The organism is Myxococcales bacterium (genome assembly GCA_016703425.1).
Taxonomy (GTDB): Bacteria; Myxococcota_A; Polyangia; order Polyangiales; family Polyangiaceae; genus JADJCA01.
Genome location: JADJCA010000001.1, coordinates 1,263,461 through 1,283,127, shown reverse-complemented (window position 1 = coordinate 1,283,127; position 19,667 = coordinate 1,263,461). Strand labels below are relative to the sequence as shown.

The 19,667-nt window shown below is 68.4% G+C and carries 18 protein-coding genes; 10 read left to right on the top strand and 8 right to left on the bottom strand.

Annotated features, from left to right (window positions below):
• The first annotated feature begins 278 nt into the window (after positions 1–278).
• Positions 279–1,487 carry a molybdopterin-synthase adenylyltransferase MoeB gene (gene moeB / locus IPG50_05560; protein MBK6691658.1) on the top strand — a complete coding sequence of 403 codons (1,209 nt, stop codon included), beginning with the start codon at positions 279–281 and terminating at the stop codon, positions 1,485–1,487.
• Between the two features lie 36 nt (positions 1,488–1,523).
• On the opposite strand, the gene IPG50_05555 is transcribed toward moeB, so the two are convergent.
• Positions 1,524–2,504 carry a VWA domain-containing protein gene (locus IPG50_05555; protein MBK6691657.1) on the bottom strand — a complete coding sequence of 327 codons (981 nt, stop codon included), beginning with the start codon at positions 2,502–2,504 and terminating at the stop codon, positions 1,524–1,526.
• 788 nt (positions 2,505–3,292) lie between these two features.
• Between IPG50_05555 and IPG50_05550 the strand changes: the two genes are divergently transcribed.
• Complete coding sequence (locus IPG50_05550) at positions 3,293–4,888, top strand: PAS domain S-box protein (protein MBK6691656.1); 1,596 nt, start codon at positions 3,293–3,295, stop codon at positions 4,886–4,888.
• A gap of 90 nt (positions 4,889–4,978) precedes the next feature.
• Positions 4,979–5,941, top strand: coding sequence for an alcohol dehydrogenase catalytic domain-containing protein (locus tag IPG50_05545; GenBank protein ID MBK6691655.1), 963 nt, complete (start codon positions 4,979–4,981; stop codon positions 5,939–5,941).
• A 32-nt stretch (positions 5,942–5,973) separates the two neighbouring features.
• On the opposite strand, the gene IPG50_05540 is transcribed toward IPG50_05545, so the two are convergent.
• Together IPG50_05540 and IPG50_05535 are read right to left on the bottom strand one after the other, a co-directional pair.
• Positions 5,974–6,615 carry a hypothetical protein gene (locus IPG50_05540; GenBank protein MBK6691654.1) on the bottom strand — a complete coding sequence of 214 codons (642 nt, stop codon included), beginning with the start codon at positions 6,613–6,615 and terminating at the stop codon, positions 5,974–5,976.
• A gap of 67 nt (positions 6,616–6,682) precedes the next feature.
• Positions 6,683–6,850, bottom strand: a complete 168-nt coding sequence (locus IPG50_05535; protein ID MBK6691653.1) for a hypothetical protein — start codon at positions 6,848–6,850, stop codon at positions 6,683–6,685.
• Positions 6,851–6,858: 8 nt separating this feature from the next.
• On the opposite strand from IPG50_05535, the gene IPG50_05530 reads away from it, so the two are divergent.
• Positions 6,859–7,083, top strand: a complete 225-nt coding sequence (locus IPG50_05530) for a hypothetical protein (GenBank protein MBK6691652.1) — start codon at positions 6,859–6,861, stop codon at positions 7,081–7,083.
• 219 nt (positions 7,084–7,302) lie between these two features.
• Positions 7,303–8,205, top strand: coding sequence for a hypothetical protein (locus IPG50_05525; GenBank protein MBK6691651.1), 903 nt, complete (start codon positions 7,303–7,305; stop codon positions 8,203–8,205).
• Positions 8,206–8,540: 335 nt separating this feature from the next.
• Here the strand turns inward: IPG50_05525 and IPG50_05520 are convergent, their stop codons facing one another.
• Complete coding sequence (locus IPG50_05520; GenBank protein ID MBK6691650.1) at positions 8,541–8,984, bottom strand: hypothetical protein; 444 nt, start codon at positions 8,982–8,984, stop codon at positions 8,541–8,543.
• 571 nt (positions 8,985–9,555) lie between these two features.
• The gene (locus tag IPG50_05515) at positions 9,556–10,860 is read right to left on the bottom strand and encodes a hypothetical protein (protein ID MBK6691649.1); all 1,305 of its coding nucleotides are present in this window, start codon (positions 10,858–10,860) and stop codon (positions 9,556–9,558) included.
• A gap of 139 nt (positions 10,861–10,999) precedes the next feature.
• On the opposite strand from IPG50_05515, the gene IPG50_05510 reads away from it, so the two are divergent.
• Genes IPG50_05510 through IPG50_05500 form a run of 3 tightly spaced genes read left to right on the top strand, consistent with a single transcriptional unit; the run spans position 11,000 to position 12,923 of the window.
• Positions 11,000–11,860 carry a helix-turn-helix transcriptional regulator gene (locus IPG50_05510; GenBank protein MBK6691648.1) on the top strand — a complete coding sequence of 287 codons (861 nt, stop codon included), beginning with the start codon at positions 11,000–11,002 and terminating at the stop codon, positions 11,858–11,860.
• Positions 11,861–11,871: 11 nt separating this feature from the next.
• The gene (locus IPG50_05505) at positions 11,872–12,141 is read left to right on the top strand and encodes a hypothetical protein (protein ID MBK6691647.1); all 270 of its coding nucleotides are present in this window, start codon (positions 11,872–11,874) and stop codon (positions 12,139–12,141) included.
• A gap of 17 nt (positions 12,142–12,158) precedes the next feature.
• Entirely contained in the window at positions 12,159–12,923 is a 765-nt protein-coding gene (locus IPG50_05500) for a hypothetical protein (GenBank protein ID MBK6691646.1), read from the top strand.
• Between the two features lie 24 nt (positions 12,924–12,947).
• Here IPG50_05500 and IPG50_05495 read toward each other — a convergent pair whose 3' ends face one another.
• Positions 12,948–14,264 (bottom strand): sigma-54-dependent Fis family transcriptional regulator, encoded by a 1,317-nt coding sequence (locus tag IPG50_05495; protein ID MBK6691645.1) that lies wholly within the window; start codon positions 14,262–14,264, stop codon positions 12,948–12,950.
• Positions 14,265–14,295: 31 nt separating this feature from the next.
• On the opposite strand from IPG50_05495, the gene IPG50_05490 reads away from it, so the two are divergent.
• Positions 14,296–15,096, top strand: a complete 801-nt coding sequence (locus IPG50_05490; protein ID MBK6691644.1) for a hypothetical protein — start codon at positions 14,296–14,298, stop codon at positions 15,094–15,096.
• 34 nt (positions 15,097–15,130) lie between these two features.
• On the opposite strand, the gene IPG50_05485 is transcribed toward IPG50_05490, so the two are convergent.
• Positions 15,131–16,048, bottom strand: coding sequence for a hypothetical protein (locus IPG50_05485; protein ID MBK6691643.1), 918 nt, complete (start codon positions 16,046–16,048; stop codon positions 15,131–15,133).
• Positions 16,026–17,516: a protein kinase gene (locus IPG50_05480; GenBank protein MBK6691642.1), complete on the bottom strand. Its 1,491-nt coding sequence runs from the start codon at positions 17,514–17,516 to the stop codon at positions 16,026–16,028. Before IPG50_05480 ends, IPG50_05485 begins: the two co-directional genes overlap by 23 nt.
• Positions 17,517–17,751: 235 nt before the next feature.
• Here IPG50_05480 and IPG50_05475 point away from each other — a divergent pair, with 235 nt between their 5' ends.
• Positions 17,752–19,599, top strand: coding sequence for a right-handed parallel beta-helix repeat-containing protein (locus IPG50_05475; protein MBK6691641.1), 1,848 nt, complete (start codon positions 17,752–17,754; stop codon positions 19,597–19,599).
• The last annotated feature ends 68 nt before the right edge of the window (positions 19,600–19,667 follow it).

Sequence of the window (19,667 nt, the reverse complement as noted above, 5' to 3'; positions counted from 1 at the left end):
AGGCTCCGCGTGGATGAAGCTCATGTCCGCCGAGCGCATAGCTCGAACGGTCGGAGGGTCGCCACTCGCTGCGGCGTGTGGTCGATGGCTCCGTCGTTCAGGCGCTCGTGCGCGAGGCGGACGGGACTTGAGAGTCGTTTTGTTCAACAGGGCGCATGGTCCACCTCCTTCTGCTGCGAGCGCAGCGCACTCACCTTGATGCGCGATGGCGACGTCGTCAAGTCGGCGTCGCCGTCTCGTGAACGCGGCGCTGCGCCTCGACTATGCTGAGGGGCCGCATGGCTACGTTGTCCGACCTCGTCTCTCGCGCCCGCGCCCACGTGCACGTCGTGTCCCTGGAGGAGCTCCGGCGTCGCCTCGAAGCAGACGAGGCGCTCGTTCTCGTCGACGTGAGAGAGGTCGAAGAGCTCGCCAGCGGGATGCTGCCGGGAGCGATCTCGATCCCGCGCGGAGTGCTCGAGCTTCGCGCGCCGTCGCTGCTGCCCGATCGGGCGCGGCGCATCGTCACCTATTGCGCCCTCGGCTCACGCTCGCTCTTGGCGGCGCAGACCTTAAGGGACCTTGGCTACGAGCACGTCGAGAGCGCCGAGCCCGGCTTCACGGGCTGGCAGGAGCGCGGCTACCCGATCCAAGAGCACGGCGCCCAGCGCGGTGGTCGGCGACTCGACGGAGCCGCGCGCGCGCGCTACGCACGCCACCTGCTCTTGCCCGAGATCGGGGAGGCGGGGCAGCTCCGCTTGTCGGACGCGCGAGTCCTGGTCGTCGGAGCCGGGGGCCTCGGCTCACCGGTGGCCCTCTACTTGGCGGCCGCTGGCGTTGGCACGCTCGGGGTCATCGACGCCGACCGCGTCGAGATGTCGAACCTTCAGCGGCAGCCGCTCCACAGCACCGCTCGCGTCGGCTGGTCGAAGGTGAAGAGTGCGAGTGCCGCGCTCCATGAGCTCAACCCCGATGTCTCGGTCGAGGCGCACGAGGCTCGCCTCACGAGCGCCAACGTGGAACGTGTCGTTTCGGCCTTCGACCTGGTCGTGGACGGAAGCGACAACTTCCCGACGCGGTACCTCGTCAACGACGCGAGCGTGTGGCTGGGCAAGGCCGTGGTTCACGGCTCAGTCTCTCGCTTTGATGGCCAGGTGACGACGTTCTTGCCGGCGCGCGCGGCGGGCCGCTTCGGCCTCACTGCGGGGCCTTGTTACCGTTGCCTTTATCCGGAGCCTCCGGCGCCTCACCTCGCACCCAATTGCCAGGAGGCTGGCGTGCTCGGCGTCCTTCCGGGGGTCGTCGGGCTGCTTCAAGCGACGGAGACGCTCAAGCTGCTGTTGGGCATCGGCAGCTCTCTCGTCGGTCGTCTCATGACCTACGACAGTCTCGGCATGCGCTTCCGCGAGGTCCGTCTTCGGCCGTCGCCCGAGTGTCCGGTGTGCGGGCCCGCGCCCACCATCACCTCGTACGTCGACTACGAAGCGTTCTGCGCGACCGGAGGCTAGCCCGCCGTCGGAGGGGAGAGCGCGTCCTTGACCGCGTCACTTGACCGAGAAGTGCTGGCACGCGTCGCCGAAGACGTTGAGCGCGTCTTCGAGCGGCTTGACGAGATCGCCTTGGCAGATGGACCGGAAGATGGCGTTCTTGCCCGTCTGCGAGACGAAATCCTTGAGGCGCTTTGCCTCATCCGCGGTGCCGAAGGTCGAGTTGCAGGTGGTCTCGCCGGCGATGACGGCAGCGGCCCAACGCTCGCGTCCACCTTTGACTTGATCGAGGGTCGAGAGGAACGTGCTCAGCGGCTTGAGATCGTTGGCGTTGCAAGCGTCCTTGACCTTGTCGGTCACGTGCGAGCAGTCATCCTCGTCGGTGATGATGACGACCGCGAGCAGCGCATCGCTCCGAAGGAAGCCCGCGTTCTTTCCGTCGGTTTCTCGCTCAGTGACGGCGAGGCGGAGCGCGTCGAGCGGCATTTCGAGGCCCGGCCCGTCGGTGCCGACGTTGGCGGCGCACGACAGCTCCTTGGACCGATCGGCGTCGCTCTTTTCGATCCAGGCTCCTTTGAGCCCGCAGCCGCGCCGGAACGCGCCGTCGTCGCCCTTCTCGCCGCCGATGGAGATGGGGAGCGGAATGGGCAACACGTCGGTGTACGAGCGCCCCGTGGTGGTGACCGCGATGCGGTAGTCGAGCTTGCCGCCGCTTCCGGTCGTGTAGGCGTCGAGGCGGCCGGTCACGAGGGCGAAGTTGGTGGCGAGGTTCGACTGCTCTTCGCCCATCGAGCCGGAGTTGTCGACGACGAAGAGGATGTCCATCTTCTCGCAGCTCCCGCCGGACTTCGTCGAGGTCGTCCCGCCGGCCGAGCCCTCGAAGGTCGCGGCTCCGCCTCCCGCCGCTGGGCCCGCTTGCGAGGGCTTGTCGCTGCCTTCGAGCGCGCCGCGGTCGGAGGCGTCGCTGCATGCGACGGAGCAGAGGACGAGGGCCGCGCTCGTGAGCGCGATGACGAGGGGAGCGGTGCGAGCGAGCATCAGCGGTTCTTAACAGCCCTTTCGGGTGGCTCCTCGAACAACAACGCCCCCATGGCGTCTCGTCAGCGACAAAGGCCACTTATCGTTCCCCGCGGGCCCACGGTAGGAACGTTCGATGGGAGCGAGCCGCTGCGACTCCAATGTTTTCGAACGGCTGAACGCCCCGCCCCCTGAAGTGCGACTTGTGGGGGGGGAAATAGGGCACTCTTTGACTCGGTCGCGGGCGCGCCGCCGCGGCGTGCCTTACGGTTGAGGAGTGTTGGGACAGGTCATCGGCGAGGAGGGGGTGGCTCTCGACGTGCACGTCCTCAACCGTCTCATTCACGAGGCGGAGCAGGCGGTGTGGCAGCGCACCGCGCTGGGGCCGGCGGTGTACCTCACGTTCGGCGTGGCGATTTCGCTGATCTCCGACCTCGGAGCCGCGCATCCCTACGAATGTGCGGCCATCATCACGCTCAACGTCGTGGCTGGCTTGGCCCGCCGGCTGGTGCTCGGCCCGCCCGTAGCCGACGCGGCCAAGCGACCGACGTGGCGCCGCGCGTTCGCCGTCCTGTCCATGCTCTCGATAGCCGGCTTCAGCGGGCTAGTCGCGGCCGTCATCTATTGGCAGGGCATCGGCTTCCCCACGATGCTCGTCCTCGTCGCGTCGACGGGGATCGCCGCGGGTGTCGCGCATGCGTTTGCGCCCTGGCACACCCTGATGCGTCTTGGCGCGGCCACGCTGATCGTGTTGCCCCTTGGGGCCTGTTTGGCTCTCGGCACTCGGGAAGGGGTTTGCGCTTGGAGCGGTGCTCGCACTCCAGGTCACGTATTTGGCTTGGCTCGGTCGGCGCCTCAGCGCCGCCTACTGGCGCGGGGCCGTCTCGCGAGCCCGCGTCGAAATGGCACGCGACGATCTGTTGCGGGCCGAGCAGCGGATGCGCGACCTCATTGAACGGTTGCCGGACGCCGTCGCCATCATTCAGGAGGACACGCTCGAGTTCGTCAACGCCGCATGGTGCGCGCTCCTCGGCCGCACCACCGGGGAGGTCGTGGGCCAAAGGCTCTACGAGCTCGTCCATGAGGAGGATCGACCGGCGCTTCGTGAGTTCGTCGCCGAACCGCGCCCGGGTACTCCCCGCGAGGCGCGGTTTCTCCGCAAAGACGGCGGCTACGCGCTGTGGGAGGTCATCCTGAGCGATCCCTTCGAGCACGCTGGCCGCCGCGCTCGCCTCGTCGCCTCGCGAGACGTGACGGAGCGAAACCGCCTTCGCGCCCAGGTTGTCCTCTCGGAGCGACTCGCGTCGATCGGAACGCTCGCTGCCGGCGTAGCGCACGAGATCAACAACCCACTCACGTACGTCCTTGCGAACCTCGAATACCTGGACTCCGCGCTTCGCGAAGGCGTCCCCAGCGAGGCTGCCGACGTCGCGAACCTCTCCGAGGTCGTTGCCGAGGCTCATGCTGGCGCAGAGCGGGTCCGGGTCATCGTTCGCGACCTGAAGAATTTCTCGCGCCCGGCACGCGCCGGTATGACGCGCGTCTCCGTCAACGAGGTCGTTGATCTCGCCCTGAAGATGGCCGCGCACGAGCTCCGCCATCGCGCCCGCGTCACCTCCCTGCTCGCGGAAGTTCCCCTGGTGGTGGCGGACGAGGCGCGCCTCGGTCAGGTGATCCTCAACCTCATCATCAACGCCGCGCAGGCCATCGAAGCGGGGCGCGTCGAAGAGAACGAGGTCCGCGTCACCACACGCGTCGCTGCCACTGGTGTCGTCGAAATCGAGGTGAGCGACACCGGGGTCGGGATTCGGCCGGAGGACCTGCCGCACATCTTTGACCCGTTCTTTACGACGAAGGCCGTCGGCGTTGGTACCGGGCTCGGCCTCGCGATTAGCCACAGCTCCGTACGGGCCTTCGGAGGGAGCCTCTCGGTGGTAAGCGAACGGGGCCGCGGCTCGACCTTCACCGTGAGCCTCCCGGTTGCGCCGCCGCGGGTTCCGTCGGTCCCAGAGCGCGAGGCCAACGTCTCTCGTTCCGGGCGCATCCTACTCATCGACGACGACGCTGCGGTGGGGACCTCGCTCGAGCGACTCCTCGGAGAGCGCTACGACATCGTGTTCGAACAATCCCCCCACCGCGCGCTGGAGCGTCTGTGTCTCGAACCGGTGTTCGACGTGGTGCTCTGCGACATGATGATGCCCGAGATGACAGGCATCGAGCTCTACGAACGCGCGCGGGTTGAGGCCCCAGGGCAGTCGGAGCGGTTCGTCTTCATCACCGGCGGTGTGCACACGGAGAATGCTCGCGAGTTCCTGCTGCGTGTTGGGAACCCTTGCCTCGACAAGCCGTTCGATCGGCGCACCATCGAAGGGCTCATGGTCACGCGCACAAGCGCGCAAACCTGAATTCTCGGCGCACGTCGCGGTTCAACGGCCCGGAAGGGGTGAAAAATAAACCGAGGTGCGCGCGCTCTGCGACTCGCTAGACTCGCCCTCGTGTTAGCTCTCGTCCTCGACGACCCCCCGCGCGTCGTGACCAATTGTCCGCCGCCCGAGCGTCCAGCCGGCGAGGCGCTCGTTCGCGTCCGTGTGGCTGGCGTCTGCGACACGGACCTTCAATTGGCGCGCGGCTATATGGGATTCCGCGGTGTGCCAGGCCACGAGTTCGTCGGCGAGGTCGTGGCCGCTGACGGGCCACGTTGGATCGGCAAGCGCGTTGTCGCGGACATCAACGCGGGCTGCGGCGTCTGCCCCGAGTGCGCGTCACGCGGCAGCCACCACTGCCCGAGCCGCACGGTTTTAGGGATCGTTGGGCGCTCCGGCGCCTTCGCTGAGCTCGTGGCTGTTCCCGAGCGATGCCTTGTCGAGGTGCCAGCGGCGCTGCCCGACGACCGTGCCGTTTTCGCCGAGCCGCTCGCAGCCGCGCTGCATGTGCTCGACGAAGTTGCAGGTGTCGCGGAGCCACCGCGAGCGATCGTCTTGGGTGACGGCAAGCTCGGCCTGCTCATCGCCTTCGCGCTCGCGAGCGAAGGTGTCCAGACGACCCTCGTGGGTCACCACGCGCACAAGCTGGCGCGCGCCGCTTCGGTCGGCGTCGAGACGTTTCTTGAAGACAACCTGCCGCGCTCACGCGCCGGCGCGGCGCTCGTTGTTGAGGCGACCGGGACCGAAGCGGGCCTCGCCGCCGCGCTTCGCCTCGTCGCGCCACGAGGCACCGTCGTGCTCAAGACGACGGTGGCCGGCAAGCTCACCGTCGACCTCGCGCCCGTCGTGATTCACGAGGTGCGCATCGTCGGTTCTCGTTGCGGCGACATGAGGCGCGCCGTCGACGCGCTCGGGCAGGGAAGGGTCGACCCGAGCTCGCTCATCGAGGCGCGCTATCCGTTGTCGCGTGCTGTGGAGGCCTTCGCTCATGCAGGACGACGCGGCGCGCTCAAGGTGCTTATCGATGGTGCGTGACGGGCGGACGCCACACCACGAAGCTCACGCCGCTACGGAGAGGTTTCGCCGAAGAAGATGGCTTCGAATTTGAGCATCTTCTTTTCGTAGTAGGCGGCGAGAAAGTTGTTTCGTCGCGCCTCCCGCTGGGCCTCCTTTAGGAGAGCACGGCCGCGTCGCCAGGCGTCGCGCTTCACGGCCAGCTCCGGCGCGGCCCTCACAAACTTGGCGTACCAACGCAGCGCTTCCGGAGCCTCGATGTCGTCGGTCTTGGCTCGCCGCGCGACGCTCACGAGCGCGGCCTTCGTGAGCGCGCCATCAACCTTGGCCCGTGGCACGCGCCTCTCGATGGCGGGGCGCTCGACGCGGACGCGCGGAGGCTTCTTGAAGAGCGTCTTGCTGAAGAGGGGAATCAACGTGCCGATGGCTTTCGAGATCTCCTCGAAAATGGCGCGGGCGTCGTCCTCGCCTCGCATGTCGGCGGCCAGTCGACGGAGCACGAGAACGCCAATGCCGCGAACCTCGCGCGCCAAGGAAGCCTCACCGCGCCGCTCAAAGCGTTGAAGATGGCGTGCGCTTGCTCGGACGATCTTGTACCCGTCTTCGTAGCGCTTGAAGGTCTTCGCTTCGCGCCCGAGGCGCCCAATTTCGCCAGTCTTGGCGGTCGGTGATGGCTTCTTCACGGACTTCTTCATCCCCTCGCTCCCGCCGCGCAGGGTAGCCGAAACGCGCGTCGCCGGGCCGGATCCGCGCGATCTGCTATCAGGGCGGCGGCTTTCGCGTGCCCTTTGGATACGGTTTGAGCGCGGCTGCGGCCTCGCGCACCTTCGCGCTGGCGTCGTTCATGAGCAGCACTGGCGCCACCCCGTCGATGCTCGGCGAGCGTCCGCACTTGCGCGGGTGCCGCGAGACCGCCACCTTGAGTCGCACCTGGGCCGATGCGTCCTTGGCGAGCTCGCGTCGACGCTCGGATCGATGCGTGCGTCTTCATGGCGCTTCGTGTTCGAATTGTAGACGTCGCCCATGGCGAAGAGCGCGACACGCACGCGGACGTTGGGATCGCGCGCCAGGCGCTCTTGATCGGCGACGCCGAGGCCGCCGTTGGTGACGACTGCGGCACGCGCGGTCGCGTTTTCGTGCTTCGCGAGGCGGGTGAACCATGAATGCGCGACACAGTGCGACGCCCTGGCGTCTAGACGCGAGTGCTCTCCTAGTACACGCCCTCGCGACCCCGGAGCACGTCGGATCCGGAGCGCGTCTCGCACGTCGGCGCCACTCTGCGATCTCGCGATGTTACGAGCGCCAGGCGCACGCGGCGGTCAGGCCCGATGGGCTTGGTTGCTGGGATCGGAGCTTGCTCCACGGTGATCCTGGAGGCCCCGATGGCTCGTATGAACCGAAAGACGCTCGTTCCGTGTCTCGTGATGCTCACGCTCGCCGCTTGTGGCGATGCCGATCCGACCGGCGGAGAGGGCGTCGAGCCTGCGGCATCGCCGAGGCCCGAAGCGCCCGCCGCGCCTGGCGCGCCCGCGCCGAGCACGAACCCTCCGGCGCCGCTGCCGGGCAAGACGAGTGAGCCGCCGCCACCCCCGCCGCCGCCAGCCGATACGAGCGGGCTCTCGGCCGAATGCGTGACCATCGTTCAGAATCCGTCGACGGGTTCGCAGAAGGTCGGCTCGCTCAACCTCGACACCGGTGTGCTCGTCGAGGGGCCCGCCGTCAACGTTTTGGGGGGCGCTTCCACGGCCGGGTCGCTGGCCGTCGCTGGCGACAAGCTCCTCGTTTGCAACGGGCCCGCGAGCCAGCCGCGGATCGCGGCCATCGATCTCATCACCGGAGCGTTCCAACAATCGCAGCTCCCCTGCGGTGCCATCACGGCGAACGACGCCGGCCTCTGGCTGTTCCGCTACCCCGGCACGTTCAAGCGCTTCGCCGGCGCAGCGGAGCTCTTCGCGCAAGCACCGCTTGCCGAGTTCTCGGTTGTGCAAACGTTGGGGCGCTTCGGCCCGGGTGGCGCGGGGAAACTTCTTGCCGCAGGTGGCGCAGGATCGGAGGTGTTCGTGCTCGATCCCGCGACCACGACGGCGACATCGCTCTTGCTCGAAGGCTTCACCGACCGAATCTTCGGCATCAGTGCGGCGGCAGGAAACCGCCTCGCGGTCGCGAGCCCGGCCAACTTTGGCCCGGGCGGCGTGCACGTCTTCGACGCGACCACGGGGAAGCGCCTCGCGCACTTCGAGCCGACGCGGACCTTCCTCGGCCTCTCTTGCCGCAAGCGCCCCTGACCGACCGAGTCGGTCGTCACGCTGACGGCGCTCGAACGAAGATTTCGTCGTGCGCGGCCCCGTTGCGCTAGTCGAGCTTTGTTCCGTAGCGCGAGGTCACTTCTTGCAGACGTGCTTGGAGCTGCCGGACGCGAACCTTCAGTTCTGGTAGCTGGGGAGAGCACACCGGCATGAGACGCTCCGTCGGGGTGCTTCTGTGGGGAACGGTCGACCGCGGTTCGTCAAGCGCGGTACCCGTCCTCATCACAAGCGATCGAGGCCTTCGCCCAGGCAGCACGCCGCTCAAGGTCCTCATCGACGGCGTGCGAGGGCCGGACGCGTAGGTAGCGCGGTTCTCAGTCGTGCCCGCCGTCGAGGAAGACAGGCGGTTGGCCATAGTCGGCGGAGACGCCGCCGTCGTCGTCAAAGCCCGCATCGGGAGGTGCCCCGTACTCTGCCGCAACGCCGCCATCGTCTTGAACGAGGCCCGCCTCAGGACCGGCGTCGCCGAGGCCAGAGGGGCGCGCGGCCGGTGTGGAGCCAGCGTCGGGCGCGACGGACGCAGTCGGATTCACCGACGTGCCGGTCGCCGCGGCAGGCTCCGGTTGGATCTCCCCGCAGCCGGCCATAGCGAGTGACGTTGCGAACGTCAGGGTTGCGAGCCGGTCCAACCGCTTCTTTGCTGGCGGGACTGCGCGGGCTGCGAAGCCTGCCGGCACGGTCGCAGCGCAGAACGGGCACGCCAAGTGATCGACGCGAATGTGGCGGAGGCATGACGAGCAAGGAGCAAGGGGGGCCATGGGGCGCCCAGCGAGCAATTCTCGTGCCCTCGTGCGAAAGGCGAATTCTTTGGGATGGGCGCGTCAACTTGTGCCAGCGATTGGCGGATACGTCGACGACCCGTGCCGAGCAGCACCGAGCCGGCATCACCGGCGCGACCCTCGATGCCGTGCGAGAGCAGGAGCCGGCTCGGCAGGTGCCACGCGACGAACAGGAACGTCGCGAGGAGGATCGCCGGCAGGCGCCCAAGCCACGCAGTTCGAAGATTCGAGGTAGCCCCGCATAGTCGGAGATGACGGTGCGATCGCTCGACGACGGGTCGGGGACAATGACCAGGCCGCAGTGGGACGACTTCGGAAGAGCACCGGCGGCGCCGCGCGATCACACGCCTTCTCATAGACAGCGTCGGGACAGGGGGCCGCGGGGCGTGGACTCGCGGCCACACCGGCGCGCAACTTGTCCCGCTGCGAGGGCTCAAGTACGCGCCGCGGCTGGACTCGAGCGTGTCCGGAAGACGAAGAAGTTGGAGCTGGCCGCGAGGGCAGCTCCGAGCAGAACCGGCTCGAGCGAACGGCTGCAGGCGTTCACGAATCAGCGGCAGATCGGCTCGACCGCGATGGACGGCCAGAAGAGCCACGCGGCGCCTTGCCGCATGCCGATCTTCGGATCGAGGCCCGGCGGGTTTGAGAGTTGGAACGCGAACGGCTTTCCGTTCACCACCTCGGTCGCCTGGTGGAAGTCGAGCGCGTGTCCCGTGCCGAGCTTGAAGGCGCGCTGGCCGGAGTCGAGCGAGCTCATCAAGCGCTGCGCCGCGACAGCGTAGTCCGTTTGATCGGCCGCGGGCACCAGGCTCACGCTGCTCGCGGTCAAGCGACGGAAGTACTCCTTGAGCTCGGCGTACGAGTGCGTGGGCTCCGCGAAGAGTCGGACGAGCGTCGTCTCGACGAAGTCGCCGGCCGCGTAGCCGTTCACTTGATGCCACATCGCGTCGCCGAGGCCGTAGACCGCGGCGCCCGTGCGCGACGCAACCGTCGCGCCGCTCGCGCTCAGCAGTCGAATCTCACGCACGAGCGCGCCGGAGCCGAGGGTGCGCACTGCATTTGGCACTTGGTTCTTCGACGCTTGGAGATCGAGCGAGCCCATGCCGCGGTGGACCGCGCCGTCGCTCGTCACGAAGGCAACGTCAGCGGGGTTCCACGCTTGCCCGAATTGCTGCTCGAAGCTTCGCGGCCATGTGCAGGGCGGGGGAGGCGGCGGTGGCGGCGGGCTGCCGCACACGTTCGCGACGCCGCTACCTCCGCACGTGTCCGGGCTCGCGCAGGTGCCGCACGTGAGCGTGGCGCCGCAGCCGTCGTCGAGCGTTCCGCAATGGGCGCCGACGTCCGCGCAGCGCTTGGGCGTGCAGGCGGCCTTGCCTTCGAGGGTCACTGAGAACGAGGTCGCTTCGCCATGCGCCTCGCGGAAGACGATCATGAAGGTGCCGTCTTTGGGGAGCGTCGCCGTGAGGTGCGCGACGCGCGTGTCAGGCTTCGGCGCGAGCGCCGTGTCGCGCGTGACGACGCCGCGCGCGTCGTCCAAGAGCCACGCGACGGCGTCTTCGCAGTCGGCCTCGACCACCACGTCGACCGCGTCGCCGCGGTGGCCCACGAACGTGTACGCGAGCGCGCGTGGCCTCCCGCTGTAGCCGATCCCGGTGCGCTGATCGCCATACTGCAGAGCTCCCAGCTTGCGAATGGAGCCCGCCGACGGGGTGACGAGGGCGGATTCGGCGATGTCGTCCGAGGTGGAGCCCTCGGCGGAGTCCGCGGAGGCGCAGCCCGCCGCGAGGGTCGTCATGGAAAGGCCGAGGGCAAACGCGAGTCCGAGCGTGGTGTCGACAGGACGGTGCAGTTTCATAGATTGGGTCCTCCGGCGCTCGCGAGAGGGGTCGTGTGCGAGCCGGCCTCATTTGCCGCGCCGGGAGGCCATCGACGAGTGGACGAAAGGGACGGGAAGGTCTGGCGCGGTGCCACCGTAGAAGGTGGTGGCTAGCCCTATGTCCCTCCGCGGCTCCACGGTTGCGAATCGCTACGAGCGAGTGGACTTCGGCGAGGGGCTCCTTGGGTGGGTCTACGAGTACGTGAACACCGAGCCGGTCGTTCGCAAAGGCGGCATGGCGACCGGCCTCGAGATTGGCGTGCAGCTCGCGGGCGACTGGGTTCACGCGGGCACGCGGCGAGAGTGCCGCGCGTACGGCCCCGGCGAGGCGCACCTGATCAGCCCCGGCGAGCAGTACGCCCTCTCCATGCGCGCGAGCCCTTCCGACGCGGGCCTTCAGGTCGGCTTCATCGTCTACCCCGACGAGAGCGGCGGCATCGGCGCCGAGGAAGGTGACGTCGTCTTCTCACCTGCCGCGAAGCTGGACCGCACGTTCTTCGAGTTCTGTCGCGCCTATCAAGTGGCAAGCGACGCTGGCGCGGGCCTCCCCGCTCGCGAGGTTCGCGCCGAGGTGCGGAGCTTCGTGAAGAAGAACGTCGAGATTGCGCCGCGCGATCCGTTGGCCGCGGCGAAGCGCGCGATGGACGAGACGTTCGCGCGGCCGCTCTACCTCGAGCACCTGGCGTCGGTCGCGGAAATGCACCCACGCACGTTCGCGCGCCGCTTCGCCGGCCGCTACGGGACGACGCCCATCGCCTACCGACTGCAGCTTCGCTTGAACGAGGCCGCGCGCCTCTCGTGGACGGAGCCGACGCTCCCGCTCCGTGCGCTCGCGGAGCGGGTCGGCTTCGAGGACATGCCCTATTTTCACCGCGCGTTTATGGCCGAGTTCGGCGTGACACCCGCCGTGTACGGGAGACGCGGAAGGCTCGCTGACCGCAACCGCGCCGCCTTGACCCCCTATCCGCGCCGAGATTGACTGCCCGCGCGATGCATCGATACCTCCGACTCGAGGGCGGCGAGCTGACGTTTGCGGACCGTCCGCAACCTTTCCTTCGACTCCTCGGCGTGCGCCATGGGCTCCTCGTGCTGCTCCATGAGGTCGAGGAATGGACCGACGTCGTGGTCGGCCCGGAGGGTGGCGGCACGACGCGCACGCTGGCTCGGATCGACCCCAAGGGCTGCCAGATCGCAGCCGCCGCAGGGGATGACTTCGTGGTGATCGCTCGGACGGACGCCCTCGGGCTGAAGTCGGGCTGAAGGACGGCTTGCGGATCGTGCCGCTGCGCGACGATCAAGCGGCGCAGGCTCCTGTCGAGCTGGCGGTGCACTCCCTGTGTGAGCCGTTTTACGCCGGCGCGTTGCTGGTCGGATCGGCGGGCGGCGTGGCGATGCACGCGCTCGTGGACGACGAGTGGTCGATCGCCGCCTTCGGCGCGCGGGGGCTCGAGCGATACACGGGGGCGGAGCCGCAGACGATCCTCGACCTGGCCATTGACGAGCACGCCGTCGCCTTCGTTCGAGCAGACGCGGACGGAGTCGAGGTCGTGCGAATCGATCGGGCCGACCGCCACGAAGACCGAGCCGTCGTCGAGCGGCCCCGCGCGTTGGGTCTCGAGCAGGGCGTCCTGCACGTCGTCGACGGCGACCGTGTCGTCGCCTTCCGTGCGGGCTCGCTGGAGGAGATCGCCAGGGTCCCGGAGGAACTCACGTTGCAGAGTCCGCTCGTCGTCAATCCTCGTAAGGATGAGGTGTTCGTGGGCTTGCCCGAGATGCGCGCGCGGTGTGGCGATGACGACGAGTTCCTCGGCGCGGGGGTCGCCCGGATCGCGCGGGATGGGATAGCCGTCGTCCACTCCAATGGGCCGACGGGAGACTGGGACAGCGCCGAAGGCATCCGCTCGATGCTGGGGCAATTCGCGGCAGGGAACGTCCCGCCGGTGGCGCTCGAGGTACGGGGCGAGTGGCTGATGCTCGGCGGTGGGGCCGCACGCCTGCGCTGCGACGCTCCCCCGGTCCCTCGCCTCTCTCTGATTCCCTGACGTCCGCGTACTGGCCGCGATGTCTCAGTCGTCGATGAGCGCCATCAGGCGCCCGAGGTCAAGCTGCGCTTCAGCCGCCGCCGCTTCCTCAGAGCCGTGCATCGTGACGAGCCAGCGCGCGTAGGCGCGCTCGCAGGCGCGCATGGTCTCATCGAACGAGCGTCCGGGTTCGAAGCGGAACGTCGACTCGAGGCTCCGGAGCGCGGGGAGGTGACAGACGTCGATCTCGTTGGTGCCTTGCCCGCGCGCCAAGTGGAGCGCACGCTCGAGGACGTTGCGCAGCTCGCGGACGTTGCCGCGCCACTCGCGGGCGAGAAACTCGCTCATCACTTCGTCGTTGACGCTCATGTCTTTGCCCCCGAGCGCCGCGAGCATCGTCGTCACGAGCAGCGGGATGTCATCGCGACGCGCCCGGAGCGGCGGAAGTTGGATGGGAACGACGGCGAGACGAAAGTACAGATCCTCCCGGAAGCGACCCTCGGCGACGGCGCCGACCAGGTCACGTTTGGATGCCGCGATCAACCGAACGTCAATCTTGATCGGTTTCGATGATCCGAGGCGTTTGATCTCTCGGGCCTCGATGACGCGGAGCAGCTTCGGCTGAAGGTCGAGCGGCAGCTCGTCGATCTCGTCGAGGAAGACGGTGCCCCCCGAGGCGGCCTCGAAGATGCCGCGGCGCGCCGTGGCCGCGCCCGTGAAGGCGCCCTTCTCGTGACCGAAGAGTTCGCTTTCGAGCAGGTTCGCGCTCACGACGCCGCAGTCGAGGACCTGAAAGGGACCCTTCTTGCGGCGGCTCTCGGCGAGGACGGCGCGCGCGAGGGCATCTTTGCCGGTTCCCGTCTCGCCTTCGAGCAGGATCGTCGCGTCGCTGGGCGCCATGAACTCGAGGACGCCGAAGATCGTTCGCATGGCGAGGCTGCGTCCGACCGCGTCGCCAAACCGGTGTCGTTCGCTCGGCAGCACCGAGAGGGGCTGCGCGCTCGGCCGCAGGGCAATCTCGACCTCCCCCACACGCACCGTCGAGCCGGGTTTCACGACCGCATGGGCGACTTGGGTCCCGTCGACGCGGGTACCGTTGGTGGAGCCGAGGTCGCGGAGCTCGATGCCGCTCGTCGTCCGGACGAGTTCGCAGTGATGACGAGACACCGTGCGGTCGGGCAACACCAGGTGGTTGTCTTGTGACTTTCCGATCGTCATGCGCGTGCCGACGTAGCGCCTGGTGCCGCGAGCGGCGCCCGTGAGCACATGGGCCACGATGGCCACGCTCTCTGCGAGCTTGGAGCCCGGCTCCTTCTGTTCGAGCGCGGTCGGGTCGTCGGTCATGGCATAGTGATACCGCATGCGGCGCGCGTTTCGTGCAGACCTAGGACGGGTGACCCCGAGTCCGCTTGCGCTGGTCTTGGTGACAGCGTCTTGCCAGGCGTTAGCCGGCCTCGATGCGCCGCTCGAAGGACCGGTCTCCAGCGGGTCGACCGACGCCGGCACGCCCGCCGGCCAGCTCGACTCGTCGGCCGCGGGCGGCTCAGCGTATGCGCGCGCCGTGCTCGCCGACGCTCCCATCCTGTACCTGCGCTTCTCGGAGAGCGCGGGCGTGCGAGCCGCTGATTCGTCGGGGCAGAAGAAGGACGTCGTCATCTCGGGGGGGCCGACGCGTGGCCGGCCGTCCCTCATCGCGGGCGATCCCGATCCCGCCGTCGGAATGGGCGCCACCGCGCAGCTCCTGCTCGACGCCGTCTACGACTTTCCCCTCGCCGCAGCCTTCACCTACGAGCTTTGGGTTCGTCCGACGGCCTACGGCGATCTCATCTCCAACCAGGTCAATCGGCCCGAGCTCTACGGAACCGGGCTCTGCTTTTATCCGCAGCTTCCGTTCGTTCGCTTCGAGCGATGGGGCGGCACCATTTTGCGCTTCGCTCACGCGGAAGACGCCGTTCCCGCGCTCGGTGCCGTCCATCACGTCGTGGCCGTCAACACGCCCACTCGCCCGGTGCTCTTCGTCAACGGTGTGCGCTGGGAAGGAAAGCTCTCGTCGTCGTCCGCTCCACTCCCGAGCCCGTCGGCGCTGGCCGTGGCTAGCGGCGTCAAGGGTGACATCGACGAGCTTGCCATCTACGACAAAGCGCTCCCCGACGCGCGGATCCTGGCTCACTACGCGCTCGGGCGTGGCCAATAGGCGCCGCTCCACCCCGTGGTGATTTGCGACGAGCCTACCAACGCGTGAGCTGCGCCGTCGCGCTTGCGGCGTTCGGGCTCGGGCGCACCAAAAGATAGACCCCGACGGCGACCGCCACAGCGCCGACGCCGATGGCGATGTTCGAGACCCACGCCGCCGTCACGCCTTCGGCGTTTCGCTTTTGGCCGTCGTCGCAGAGTCCGCGGGCGCACAGCGACTCGGCCTCGCTTCGCTTCTGAAAGGCGACGACGCCGAAGGCCCCGCCCGTGCCGAGCGCCAGAAGGCCCGCGCCGCCGAGAGCCCACCCGGGCCACCGCACCGAATCCGGCGGCCGGTCGACGCGGCGCGCCGGCGCAACGCGCTCCTCCGTCAGCGCGGGAATCGACACCGCTCCAGTGGTGGCCGCTGTCGCAGTCACGGAGACGACGAACTTGGTGTGCCGCGGGGCGCTCGCTTCAAGCTGATGCGCGCCCGGGTCGACGGGCACGGCGGTGTTCCACGCGGCCTCCGGCAGCACTTGACCGTCGAGCCGTACGACGAGGTTCGGCGCGCTCCTCGTGACCGTGATGCGCAGTCGCGGAACGGTGCGCTCCAGCTCCCGAAGCCTCGCCTCGGCAAAGCTGACGCGCTCCTTTCGTCCTTCCTTCGAAGAGAGGTTCTTCGCCTCGGCGAAGGCGCTCCACGCGGAGGCCGTGCGGCCTTGCTTCTCCCGGCAGAGGGCGAGGTTGAAGAGCGTGCCGCCGCGCGGGTCGAGCTCGTGGCTCGATTGGAACTTCTCGCACGCGGCATCCCACGACTCTTTCTCATACAAGGCCTTGGCCTCGTCGAAGAGGGTCTGCGCCAACGCTTCGCGGGACGGGGCCTGCGCGGCCACCGGTGTCGTCGCGAGGAGGAGCGCAACCGCCACGAGCGTCGCGGGACCTCGTGGGTCAGTTGCGATCGAAGAGGCCATCTTGCGTCGCCTTTGGCTGGGGGGATCCGGCTGATTTTCGAGGGGGGAGGCGCGGACGCGGAGCCGGCGCCACCGGCGTGACGACGGGCGCGTCGCTCGCGTCAGGCGAAGGGCCTGCTCGCGGGGGAGCGGTGTTGGCGGGGCCGTCGGGCGGCGTGCTTGACGGATCGCCGGGCGCACGCGCCGGCGCGACGCTCGGCGCGGGCCCGGTGCCGGGCTGAAGATCTTGAGGAGCGGCGGCATGCTCGTCTCGCGCGGCGGGGGCCGTGGGGGCGTGATCGACGCGGCCACCGCTTAGTCGCATGAGGAGGATCCCCGCGCCGATGCCCAACGCGATGGCTGCGACGGGCCACACGGGCCGCGCAAGTTTGGGCTGATCCGACGAGGAGACGCTCGTCGTGGCTTCCAGGGAGCCTTCGACGGGGCCGAGTGCCGGCGGCGTCGTCTGCGATGGCGGCGTAGCGGCGCTCGCTGCGGCAAGCGAGGAAGCCAGTTCACGTACGTCGGTCGCCTCGACCGTATCGCGCTCCATGCGGGCCACGCGTTCCGCCTTCGTCGCGAGCGAGTCGTGCAAGACCTCCTCCAGCCACGCGGCGATCTCGCGGACCGTGGCGGCGGGGCCCGTCGCCTCGATGGCTTCCGCCATGGCTCGCGCCGTCGGAAACCGGCGCTCCGGGTCCCGCTCGAGCCCGCGCATCACGAGGTCCGCGAGATCTTCCGGCACCTCGGGCTCCACGGTGCGCGGTGAGCGCGCCGCGCCGTTCATCACAAGAAAGGCGATCTGCGCCTTCTCCATGGCCTCGTAGAGGCGACGGCCCGTGAGCATCTCCCACAGGACCACGCTCGCGCCGTAGAGATCGGCGGCGCGCGTAACCGTGGTGCCCGCGAGCTGTTCGGGTGCCATGTAGGCGAGCTTGCCCTTGATCTGCCCCGCGTCCGATTGGTGACTGAAGCTCGCCGCCTTGGCGACGCCGAAGTCGAGCACTCGGACGCCGCCATCGGCGCCGATCATGACGTTTTGCGGTGAGACGTCGCGATGCACAACGCCAAGCGCATGCCCTAACTCGTCGGTGGCTTCGTGGGCCGCGTCGAGGCCCAGGAGCATGGCGGAAGCGATGGCCCGCGCGATGGGGAGGGGGATGCGCCGCCCCTCCGCGGCGAGCGTTCTATGGATCGTGGCGAGCGTCTCGCCGTGCACATAGTCGAGGATGAGAAACAGACTGCTGTCGGTGTGCACGACGTCGAGCGTGGCGACGACGTTGGGGTGGCTGATGCGGGAGACGAGCTTCGCTTCGTCGAGCATCATCGCGACGAAGTCCGGATCCGTTGCGTATTGGGGATGGAGCCGCTTGATGGCCACGGTGCGGCCGAAGCCCGCAGCCCCGCGCATGCGACCGAGGTGCACCGACGACATGCCGCCCGACGCCATGACCTCACCGAGCAGGTAGCGATCAAGGTGGCTCGTCACGACGCGTGATCTTCGCATAGCCCGCGCCGCAACCGTAATGGGCTGAAAATTGGGGGCCAACCCCCGCGCGCTGGGGGCCCCGGTCCACATGGCTTGGAGGACCAAAAGAGAAGAATATTAGATGGTTGTGTGGCCTGGCGCGCAACCTGCGACAGCACCTTTCACCACGTGCTGAGTCGCTAGACGCCCGTCGCGGGTTCGAAGCGCTCAGCCCCAATTTGGAGGCAGTCCCATCATGGTGAAGATCGGGGTCATGGTGAAGATCGCGGCTCGTGCTCAGGCGAAGGTGTCCCTCGTTCTTGTGAGCGCACTCGCCTGCGCGTGCGCGGGTGAGCCGGGAGCGGAGGGCCTCGTCGGCGCACCGGAGCGCGACCCGATCACGGGCGCTCCCGTTGGCAACGCTACGAACGGCGCGGCAGCGGGGCAAGGCGCACCGCTCGATGGCGGCACCGTCACGCTTCCCGATGGCGCGGTCGTCGGGCAGCCTCAAGGCGACGCGGCGGGCGGCGGTGGCGGTGGCGGTGGCGGTGGAGTCGACGCGAGTGCGCCGCCCGTTACTACGTGCCCCGGCGCGCCGGCGACGCCCACCTTCACACTCGGCGCCGCGTATTACTTCTCGGACTGCGCCGTTGGTGCAGCAGCGGGGTGCGTCGCCGGCGACAATGCCAATGCCGGTACCTCGGCCGCCGCGCCCAAGCGCGATCTGACGGGCTTCAACGTGAACACGCTTCCTGCGGGCACGCAGCTCCGCTTCGCGCGGGGTGGCGCGTGGACCAACTTCCGTATGGTGCTTCAGAACTACAACGCGACGGCCACGAGCCCCATTGTCGTGGAGGCCTACTCGCCGAGCTGGGGCGGAACCGCGAAGCCGTGGCTCAAGGCCAGCGCGGGCATCAGCGGTTTCGAGTTTGGCACCTACCAGCAAGACGTCAACGATGACGGCGGCTACGTCGTTCGTGATCTCAAGATCGACGGCCAAGGCGCCGCAGATTGGGGGTTTTGGCTGCGCGCGGTGCTTCGCAACGTCCTGATCGAGAACATGGAGATTACAGGCTTCAAGATCGGGCTCCACGTGCAGAGCGCAGAGGGCACCGCTGGGATCCGCTTTCTCACGGTGAGGAACAACAACATCCACCACAACTCCGACATGGGGTGGCTCGGGAACGCCAACGACCTTCGCATCGAGGGCAACACCATCGCCAACAACAACTACTCCGGCAGCGGCTTCAGCCACGGGATTTACCTCGGCGGTGGCGGCGTGCGAGCCGTCGTTCGCAACAACGTGCTCACCGGCAATTCGGTCGTGGGCGGGGCGTGCACCGGAGGCAACCTCACGGTGCACGGTCGCTGGGACGGCGTGACCATCGAGGGCAACACGATCTCGCAGACGAGCGCGGCCGGGGGTTGCTACGGCGTCTCGCTCAACCCCGGCTACGCGACGGCCGAGTACCTCCGCAACTTCGTCGTGCGCGGCAACACCATCGTCAACCTCGGCTACTGCGCCATCTGCGCCAGCTCAGCGCCCGGCATCGTGATGGAGAGCAACGTCATCGTGAACACGCAGGCCACCTATCAAGCAGGGCTCCTCATCGGTGGCGACATAGGCGCCGGCGATGACGCCGACACGGCGGGGGTCGTCAGGAACAACACCGTCTATTTCGCGCAGGCAGGGGCTGGCAGCGAAGGCGTGGCGCTCCGAGGGACCGCCGGCCAAAACCTCCGCGTGGCGTCGAACCTCATCTACTTCGGCGCCGGTTCCAACGCCTCGCATCACTGCTTCGCTCACCCGGCCCTCTCCAACTTCACCACCTTTGCCAATAACCTCTGCCACCACGCGGGCGGAGGGGGCGACTGGAGCACCAGCTTCGCCACGCTCGCGGCGGCGCAGGGAGCGGGCTTCGACGTCGGGGGCACGAGCGCCGCACCGAACTTTGTCGCGGCACCGGCGAGCGGCAACGGCTACAGCTGCCAGCTTCAAGCGGCGAGCCCCGCCGTGAACGCCGGTCACCCCACCGCGAGCAGTCCCGTCGATCGCGCCTGCGGGCCGCGCAGTGTGCCGGACATCGGCGCCTGCGAGCGTTGAAGCGGGCGGGCCTTTCGCGCGAGTTCGAGGTCAAGCTGCGCACCACGTAGTGGTCCGCTACCCTAAGG